Genomic DNA, 8,108 nt, shown 5'->3' on the forward strand with positions numbered 1-8,108 from the left:
GCCCAATATGCGCACGGTGATTCATTGCCTGCCGCCAAAGGATTGGACCGAGCCAGGATTCATGGGGCTGGGCATGATCTACACCGCGATGCCGGTGACCAACGCGGTGCCGGCGGTCGTCGCGGCCCGGCCCGGGATCGTGACGTTGGCCGATCTGCCGCCGATCACCGGGCGCGCGGCACTGCCGTGATAGACGCCGGACACATCGAGGGACCTAGCGGAACGTTATCGTGCCCTACCGTCTAGCATAGTTAGCCGAGCGAAGGTTCTATCGGCATCGGCGGGGCTGCCCAGCGGACACGAGCTCATTCGGCAGACCCAGGATGCCACCGGCGGCGGACGGAATGGATCTGCGGCTTGATCCGTTCGCGGAGAAGACTGCGAACGGGCCGGCGGGAGGAGACCAAGTGAGGGCGATCTCGATTGGCGGTTTGCTCAGACGCTGCTGGATACCGTTGCTTCTAGTGGTCGTCCTGGCGGTCTCTGCCCTGGTGGTGTCACGGCTGCACAAGCTGTTCGGCTCAGAGGACCTCAACGCGAACGCGGGGGCCGGCATCAAGATCGTCCAGTTCAACCCGAAAGTCGTGAAGTATGAGGTCGACGGGCCGCCCGGCAGCGTTGCGAACATCAACTACTGGGACGCCGACGCCAATACGCACCAGGTCAACAGTGCGCCACTGCCGTGGTCGTACACAATTTCCACCACGCTGCCCGCGGTCAGCGCGAACATCATGGCCCAAACCGACGCCAACCACATCGGCTGTCGCATCACCGTCGACGGCGTCCTCCGCGAGCATCAGAGCGCAGACGGCCTCAACGCGCAGACCTACTGCTTGGTGAAGTCCGCATGACCGACACCACGACAAGCCAGCGCACCGAATCCGGGCACCCGCATCGACCTGTTATCCCGCACTTCATCCGCATCTTCGCGATTCCCATCATTTTGGGCTGGGTCGCGCTGACCGTCGTGGTCAACGTCGCCGTCCCGCCGCTGGAAATCGTCGGCGAAAACCATTCAGCGCCAATGGCGCCCCTGGACGCACCGTCGATGAAGGCGATGATGCGGATGGGGCACAACTTCAAGGAATTCAATTCCAACAGCACCGTGATGGTCGTGGTGGAAAGCGAGCAGCCGCTCGGCGCGGCCGCGCACCACTACTACGACGACATCGTCCGCAAGCTGCGCCACGACTCTGACCACGTCCAGCACATCCAGGACTTCTGGGGAGACCGGTTCACCGCGGCGGGCGCGCAGAGCGCCGACGCCAAGGGTGCCTATGTCCAGGTCAACATCGCCGGGAACCAGGGCACCACGCAGGCGAACAAATCCGTCGAAGCCGTCCGCAAGGTTGTCGACAACGAACTTGCGCCGCCCGGGGTCAAGGCCTATGTCACCGGTCCGGCAGCGCTGTCCGACGACATGCACGTCATCGGCAACGACAGCCTGGCCAAAATCACGCTGTTCACGTTGGCCGCGATCGCGATCATGCTGCTGCTGGTCTACCGCTCGATCGTTACCACGTTGATCCAGCTGTTCATGACGTTCGTCGCGCTGGCGTGTGCGCGCGGAATCGTCGCTGTGCTGGGCTACAACAACGCATTTGGGCTCACCACGTTCGCCGCGAACATCCTGACGATGCTGGCGATCGCCGCCGGGACGGACTACGGGATCTTCCTTATCGGCCGGTATCAGGAAGCGCGTGCGGCCGGCGAAGACCGAGAGACCGCCTACTACACGACATTTCGTGGCGTCGCCCCCGTCGTGCTGGGTTCGGGCCTGACGATTGCGGGCGCGACTTACTGCCTGAGCTTCGCGCGACTGCCCTGGTTCAACACCATGGGCCCGCCGGTGGCCATCGGCATGATCGTCGTGGTGGCGGCCGGCCTGACATTGGGCCCGGCGGTGGTCTTCCTGGGCAGCCGGTTCGGGCTGTTCGAGAGGAAGAGCCAGTCCCGCGGCCGGCTGTGGCGGCGGGTCGGCACCGCGGTCGTGCGTTGGCCGGCACCGATTTTCGCGGTGAGCGGAGCGGTCGTCCTGGTAGGCATGGTCGCGTTGCCCGGGTTCAAGCCGAGTTACAACGACCGCCACTATCTGCCCGAATCGGCACCGTCCAACCTCGGATATGCGGCGGCCGACCGGCACTTCTCCGAGGCCCGGATGAACCCCGACATGCTGATGATCGAGGCCGACCACGACATGCGCAATCCGGCCGACATGCTGGTGCTCGACAAGGTCGCCAAGAACGAGATCCGCACCGTCGGTATCGCGATGATCCAGGACATCACCAGACCTCTGGGGATTCCGATCCAGCACAGCTCGATCCCCTTTCAGAACAGCATCCAAAGCCAGACGACCATGCAGAACATGGGCTTTCTGAAGGACAGGATGAAAGACATTCTGAGGATGGCCGACGAGTTGGGCATCACCATCAGCTATTTGGAGCGGACGTACAAGATCACGAAACAGCTGGCCGACACGACTTCTGACACGGCCCGCCTCACCAGAGAGATGGTGGGCGTCACCGACGAATTACGGGACCACATAGCGGATTTCGACGATTTTTACCGCCCGATCCGCAGTTACTTCTACTGGGACAAACACTGCTACGACATTCCGATCTGCTATTCGTTCCGGTCGTTGTTCGACTCGTTGGACGGGATCGATCAACTCGCCGAAAAGCTGCACGGCTTGTCGGGCGACATCGGGGTTACCGACGCGCTCACGCACGAACTGGCCGCGATCTTGCCGCCGCAGATCGAAGCCCTGAAAACCACTCGCGGCATAACGCTGACCTTGCACAGCACCTTTCAGGCGATGATCGATCAAATCGAGGCGATGAGCAACACGTCGATCGTTATGGGCCAAAGCTTCGACGCCTCACAGAACGACGACTTCTTCTACCTTCCGCCCGAGGCGTTCAGCAACCCGGAATTCCTTCGCGGCGTGAAGATGTTCTTCTCCCCCGACGGAAAGTCGGTGCGATTCTTCATCACTCACCAGGGCGACCCCATGACACCCGAGGGAATCGCCCGCGTGTCGGCGGAGCGAACCGCCGCCCAGGAGGGGCTCAAGCAGTCCTCGCTTTCCGATGCCAAGGTATATCTCGGCGGAACCGCAGCGACCTTCCGCGACATGGCCGACGGCGCGAAGTACGACCTGATGATCGCGGTGGTTTCGGCATTGACACTCATCTTTATGATCATGCTGCTGCTGACCCGCAGCGTGGTGGCAGCACTGGTCATCGTCGGGACCGCGAGCAGCTCGATCGCCGCATCCGTCGGACTGTCGGTGCTGATCTGGCAAGACCTGTTCGGCATACACATCCACTGGATTGTCGCGGCGCTCTCGGTGATCATCCTGTTGGCCGTCGGCTCCGACTACAACCTGCTGCTGGTCTCAAGGTTCAAGGAAGAAATTCACGCCGGGCTCAAGACCGGATACATCCGGTCGATGGCCGGCACCGGCGCGGTGGTGACATCGGCGGGTCTGGTGTTCGCCTTCACCATGGCCGCGATGCTGGGCAGCGACCTGACAGTGCTGGGTCAGTTCGGCTCGACGGTCTGCATCGGCCTGCTGCTCGACACCCTGGTGGTACGGACGCTGCTCATGCCGTCCCTCGCGACCATGCTGGGCCGCTGGTTCTGGTGGCCCCTGGTTGTCCACCCGCGCGGCGACAACGCTGTCCGAAGGCCAGCTGCGCAGGAGGAAACTACCGCCCCGCTGCCGGTGCTGGCTCATTAAGGATTGACGGCGATTTGTCGTCATCGGGTTCGAGATCGCGGCTTTCAGCGATTTGCCGGCCTATATAGTCGGCGACTGCGGTCGGGGTGGGGTGATCAAAGATCAGGGTCGGTGACAACGTCAGCCCCGTGGCGGTCTTGAAGTGGTTGCGCAGCTCGACACCAGTCAGCGAGTCAAACCCCAGCTGTTTGAACGTGGCGTCGGGGTCGAGTTCTTCAGGGGCGTGATGGCCCAACACCGCCGCCGCATGCGAACACACCATCTCTAGCAGCAGGCTACGTTGATCGTCGGGGGCCAGCGCATGTAGACGTTGGGCCAGCGCCGACCTCGATTGGGTGGCATCAACGACGTCTTCTACCAAGCGTCGCCGTGGATGGCGCGCCAGGCCGCTAAACAGCGCCGGCAACTCACCGCTGAGGGCCCGGGCGTCGAGTGCGGCGCGGTCCAGGCGGGCGGCGACGACGACGGGGTGATCGACCGCCAGCGCGGCATCAAACAACTCCAGCGCCTGCCCAGCGTTCATCGCCGCCACGCCGTCACGGTTGAGCCGCGCCAGATCGCGGCCGCTCAAATGAGCGGTCATGGCGCTGGAGCGCGCCCACAATCCCCACGCCAGCGACACCCCCGGCAATTCCGCGGCCTGCCGATGAGCGGCCAATCCATCCAGAAACGCGTTGGCCGCAGCGTAATTGCCCTGCCCCGCCGCACCCACCGTGCCGGCGATTGAGGAACACAGCACAAACATCGACAACCCCAGATCGCGGGTCAACTCGTGCAGGTTCCACGCTGCGTCCACCTTGGCACGCAACACCGTATCGACCCGATCCGGTGTCAACGAGGTGATCACCGCATCATCGAGCACCCCGGCAGCATGAATCACCCCGCGCAACGGCGGACACCGCCGAGCCAGCTGGGCCAACAATTCCGCTACCGCGCGTCGATCGGCCACATCGCAGGCCAACACCTGTACCTGGGCGCCGGCCCGCGCCAAATCGAGGGTCAGCTCGGCGGTCGACTCGGAGCGACCGCCCCGCCGACTGGCCAACACGACATGGCGCACTCCGTATGCGTTAACCAGATGGCGGGCCAGCTCACCACCGGCCATCCCGGTGCCACCGGTTATCAATACCGTGCCCTCGGCAAGGTCATCAGCCAGCGTCGATGGCATCGTCAGGACTACTTTGCCGATGTGGCGGGCCTGGCTGATGAACCGGTAGGCCTGCGCGGCGCAGCGCACATCCCGGGTGGTCACCGGCAGTCGCTGCAGCGCCCCGGTGTCGAACAGCCCCTTCAACTCGTTCAGCATCGCCTGCATGCGCTCGGGGCCAGCCTCGGCCAAGTCAAACGCCCGGTAGTGCACAGCGGGATATTGGGTGGCGATCATCTGCGGGTCGCGGATATCGGTCTTGCCCATCTCGATAAAACGCCCGCCGCGGATCAGTAACCGCAGCGAGGCATCCACGAACTCACCGGCCAGCGAGTTGAGCACCACATCAACCCCGCGGCCCTCGGTGGCCGACAGGAACTTCTCTTCAAACCCCAGCGTGCGGGAATCGCCGATGTGGTCCTCGTCAAAACCCATGGCGCGCAACGTGTCCCATTTGCCACGGCTGGCGGTGACGAAAACTTCCGCCCCCCGCTGCCGAGCCAGCTGGACCGCAGCCATACCCACCCCACCGGTAGCGGCATGTACCAGCACCGCTTCCCCGGCACGGATCGCGGCCAAATCCGCCAACCCGTACAAGGCCGTCAGAAACGCCACCGGCACACCGGCGGCCTGGGTAAACGACCACCCCCGCGGCACCTTGACCAGCATGTGCTGGTCCACCACCGCCAACGGACCCGTCCCATCGATCAAGCCCATTACCGCGTCACCAACGGCCACGCCAGCGACCTCGGGACCGGCCTCGACCACCACCCCGGCGCATTCCGCACCCAGCACCGGGGCCTTGCCGGGATACATACCCAACGCCGCCATCACATCCCGGAAATTGACCCCGGCTGCCGCCACCGCCAGCCGCACCTGCCCTGCCTGCAGAGGCGCTTGTGCCTGCGGGTAGGGCTGGATCACCAGATCGTCGAGCGTCCCGCCGGCGCCAGCCGACAACCGCCACGCCGGCTCGTCTGCCGGCAACGCCAGCAGTGGCGGGGCCGGGTTCAGCCGGGCGGCGTGCACGCCACCGGCGCGCACCAGCAGTTGGGGTTCCCCGGCGGCGGCGAGCACCGCGGCATCGATCGGTGCGTCAGTGTCGACCAACACGATCCGGCCCGGGTGTTCGGCCTGCGCTGAACGCACCAAACCCCACACCGCCGCGGCGGCCAGATCGCTGACATCCTCACCGGGCAACCCCACCGCACCACGGGTCAACACCACCAATGTGCCCGTTTGATCGCCAGCCAGCCAGCGCTGCAGCACTTGCAGGGCGGCGTGGGTGGCGGCATATACCGAGCCCACCACATCGCCACCGGCAGACTCGCACTGCCACACCACCACACGCGCAGCACCAGCCCCCGCACCGCCATCGCCATCGCCAGCCCAAAAGTCCTCCCAGGACACCACCGGGAGCCGCTCTGACCCGTCAATTACGTTGGGCTTCAGCGGTATTGGGGACCACACCACTTCCAGCGGCTCGCGATCGGGGCGGGCGGCAGCCGTGGTCACCGCGGCGTTTAACTGCTCGGCGGTCATCGGGCGGGTCACCAGCGTGCGCACCGTCAACACCGGCAACCCCGCAGCATCGGCCACGTCTACCGACATCGCATCCGCACCCAGCGCGGTGAAGCGGGCCCGCACCCGACCGGCGCCGCCCGCGTGTAGCGACACCCCCCGCCAGCAAAACGGCAACATCGTTTCCGTGGTGTCGGCGGCAAGCCCCGAGGCGTGCAAGACCGCATCCAACAGCGCGGGATGAATTCCCATCCCGTCGACCTGAACACCGGTCTCGGCGGGGGTGGCGGCCTCTGCGAAGAGCTCCGGCCCGCGCCGCCATACCGCCACCAGGCCCTGAAACGCCGGGCCGTAGTCGTAGCCGCGCGCAGAGAGCCGCGCATAGCCATCCGAAATGTCCACGCTTTCCGCACCCACCGGCGGCCACACCGACAAATCCACCGAGGCCTCGGCGTCGGCCACCCCGAGCATGCCCTCGGCGTGCAGCAGCCACTCCGCTTCGGACTGATCGCGCCGGGAATACACCGACACAGCGCGGCTACCGGACTCACCAGCGGCTCCTACCACCACCTGCACTTGCACCCCGGCGCCCTGCTGCACCACCAGCGGCGTGGCCAGCACCAGCTCGTCGATGACCGCGCACCCGACCTCATCAGCGGCGCGGATCACCAACTCCACAAAACCGGTCCCGGGAAACAGCACCACTCCGCCCACCGAGTGATCGGCCAACCACGGCTGAGCCGCCAGCGACAACCGGCCGGTCAACACCATCCCACCAGAATCGGGTCGCTCAACCACCGCACCCAACAGCGCGTGACCGGTCCCCCCCACACCCAAGCCGGTCGCGTCAACGGGTCCGGTCGGGGCGCCCTGCGACCAAAACCGCCTCCCCTGGAACGCATAGGTGGGCAACTCCACCCGCCGTCCGCCCGAGCCGGCAAACACCGCCGGCCAATCCACCCGCACGCCGGTGGTAAACAAGTGACCGGCCGCGCCCATCAGTGCGGCCACCTCGGGGCGGTCTTTGGCCAACACCGAGACCACCACGGCCTCGGTGGGCGACAGCGACTGCTCGATGGCGGCCGTCAAACCACTACCGGGACCGGCCTCCATAAAGTGGGTGGCACCGTAGGTTTGCAAATGGCGCGCACTGTCGGCGAACCGCACCGGCCGGCGGATATGGTTCACCCAGTACTGCGCCGACCCGAAATCAGAGCCCGACCCGGCCAGCTCGGCGGTCACGTTCGACACGATCCCAATCTGCGGCTCCCGCACCTCAACCCGGGCGGCGACCCGCGCGAACTCCTCGAGCATCGGCTCCATCAACGGCGAGTGGAACGCATGGGAGACGGCCAACGGGCGGACTCGCCGGCCCTGCTGAGCGAAACGCTGTGCAATCACGCTCACTGCGGATTGTGGACCGGAGATCACCACCGATTCGGGGGCGTTGATCGCCGCGATCGCCACTCCCTCACGCAGCAAGGGCATCACTTCGTGTTCACTGGCGCCCACCGAGACCATGGCTCCACCCGCCAGCAGGCCCTGCATTAACCGGCCCCGTGCAGCGACCAACATCGCCGCGTCCGCCAGCGTCAACACTCCCGCCACATACGCCGCCGAGTACTCCCCAACCGAATGACCCATCACAAAATCCGGGCCCAAACCCCAGGACCGCAACAACGTGAATAACGCCGTCTC

3 protein-coding genes and 1 pseudogene are annotated in these 8,108 nt (G+C 65.3%); 3 read left to right on the forward strand and 1 reads right to left on the reverse strand.

Annotation, left to right across the window (positions count from 1 at the left end):
- The 3 genes and pseudogenes from WAN71_RS20655 to WAN71_RS20665 all read left to right on the forward strand — a co-directional run.
- Positions 1-190: pseudogene (locus tag WAN71_RS20655) on the forward strand (dihydrodipicolinate reductase); the annotation flags it as partial.
- A gap of 241 nt (positions 191-431) precedes the next feature.
- Positions 432-851 (forward strand): MmpS family transport accessory protein, encoded by a 420-nt coding sequence (locus WAN71_RS20660; RefSeq protein ID WP_422227116.1) that lies wholly within the window; start codon positions 432-434, stop codon positions 849-851.
- Positions 848-3,742, forward strand: coding sequence for an RND family transporter (locus WAN71_RS20665; protein WP_422227114.1), 2,895 nt, complete (start codon positions 848-850; stop codon positions 3,740-3,742). The genes WAN71_RS20660 and WAN71_RS20665 overlap by 4 nt, the downstream gene beginning before the upstream one ends.
- Here WAN71_RS20665 and WAN71_RS20670 read toward each other — a convergent pair.
- Positions 3,711-8,108, reverse strand: a 4,398-nt coding sequence (locus WAN71_RS20670; protein ID WP_422227115.1) for an SDR family NAD(P)-dependent oxidoreductase, incomplete at its 5' end; no start/stop codon positions are given. The genes WAN71_RS20665 and WAN71_RS20670 overlap by 32 nt on opposite strands.

The sequence above is a fragment of the Mycobacterium sp. genome, from assembly GCF_049280035.1.
Taxonomy (GTDB): Bacteria; Actinomycetota; Actinomycetes; order Mycobacteriales; family Mycobacteriaceae; genus Mycobacterium.